The sequence below is a fragment of the Microbispora sp. ZYX-F-249 genome, from assembly GCF_039649665.1.
GTDB lineage: Bacteria > Actinomycetota > Actinomycetes > Streptosporangiales > Streptosporangiaceae > Microbispora > Microbispora maris.
This window is the reverse complement of sequence record NZ_JBDJAW010000120.1, coordinates 1-1,659: the sequence shown is the minus strand read 5'-3', so window position 1 is coordinate 1,659 and position 1,659 is coordinate 1. Positions and strand designations below refer to the sequence as shown.

The following is a 1,659-nucleotide window of genomic DNA, read 5'->3' as shown; positions in this document are numbered from 1 at the left end:
CCGAAGGCGACGGTGACGGTGACGGCGACTGGTCGGAGACGCTTCCGACGCGGACGAGCTGCCACTGCTGGTTGTTGCCACCCCAGTCGGAGTACTGCACGATCTTGCCGCCGTCCGCGGTGGAGGCGTTCTGGACCTCGACGGCCTTGCCGCTGTTGCGGTTGATCAGCCGTACGTAGCCGCCGGAGGAGTCGGCGAGAGCGAACTGCTGGTTGGTGCCGTTGTGGTCGCTCCACTGCACGATGTCGGCGGCGTCGGCGGTGGAGACGTTGTACACGTCGAGCACCTTGCCCGAGTGCCGCGACTGCACGCGGTAGTAGCCGCCGCCGGAGTCGACGAACCGCCACTGCTGGTTGTTGGCGTTGGTGCGCGTCCACTGCACGAGCGACCCGCCGTCGGCCGTGGAGAAGTTGTACACGTCCAGGGCCTTGCCGCTGTTGCGGTTCACCAGCACGTACCAGGCGTTCGTGTCGACGGTCGCCGCGGACGCCGGCGCCGTCCAGGCGATGGCGGTCGCGAAGACTGTCGCGAGCGCCGCCAGAAGACAGGCGAAGACGGCGACCGGCGACCGTCGCCGGTCACGCGCGACACGAGTGGGGGGTGCGTGCATCTGCTCTCCTCTGCAGGGTGGAGACACGGCCGGCGGACGCGGACGCCCGCGATGCGCTACGTGGACTCACCGCCGGTGCGGGGGAATGGCGTCCCCCGCACCGGGGCGGTGTCCCGCCGGGGAAGGTGGCGGGGGTCGGCAGGCTCAGCCGCCCGGGCAGGCGGTCGTCGCCGCCCGGGTTGGGGTTGGCAGCCCTCGTGGTGGTACCGCATGGCGCGGGGGGCTGCGGGTCAGGGCATGGTGACACCGGTGCGGGCCATCCGGCCGTGACCGGCGTCGTCGGTCCTCACACCGCCTGGAGAAGGCCGGATCGCTCGATGCGGCGGACGGGGCGGACTCCCCGATCGCCGGCGGCGTCCACGCCCCGGCGATCACGGTGGAGGTGGTCGACGGCGACGCGACCAGGGCGCGCCGGCCCGGAAATTCAGGCGATTCGCACCCGATATGTGAGCGCTAACAATTGCGAGCCGGTGCTCCTCTCCCATCGGCGACGTGCGTAGTGGTGGTGTAGCGGATCAAACATGACCCCCCCAACGGTGTCAACGCTCGCCGCGGTTCGCGTCGCGCCCCTTATGAGGGCGGGGGCGGCTCACCTGCTCCTGGCGCGAGTGTGAGAACACCACCCGTGACCCGGACGCGATGAAACTTTCATCGGCTCCCGCGCCGCTCCACCACGTTTCCGACGGCGCAGGAAATTTACGACGAGTCGCCATCCCTGCGACCTGTACACATGAATCAGCAGCACCGGAATGGTCGCGAAACTTTCTCGACATGGTCTTGACACATTTCGTGATGATTTCCCACACTGCTCCCCAAGGCGGCTTCCTCCTGCCGGGATCGGTGGTGCGCGGCAGGGCCGCAGTCTCGGCGCGACGACGGATCGCGTGTGTTTTGCCCGCGGGTGTCTGTCCCGCGTTCCCTCATTGATCTCGCAGTGGAGGCTCAGGCATGGGCGCAAATCCCTTACCTGCCGGTTCGGTACCCCCCGGCCCGGTACCCCCCGGCACAGTGACCGTCGGCTCAGTACCCCCCGCCACGACGCGGCGCCG

The 1,659-nt window shown here is 69.1% G+C and carries 1 protein-coding gene; it reads right to left on the bottom strand.

Features of this window, described 5'->3' with window-relative positions:
• A partial coding sequence (locus tag AAH991_RS39985) for an RICIN domain-containing protein (protein ID WP_346231168.1) occupies positions 1 to 610 on the bottom strand: 610 nt, incomplete at its 3' end.
• Positions 611 to 1,659 lie beyond the last annotated feature (1,049 nt).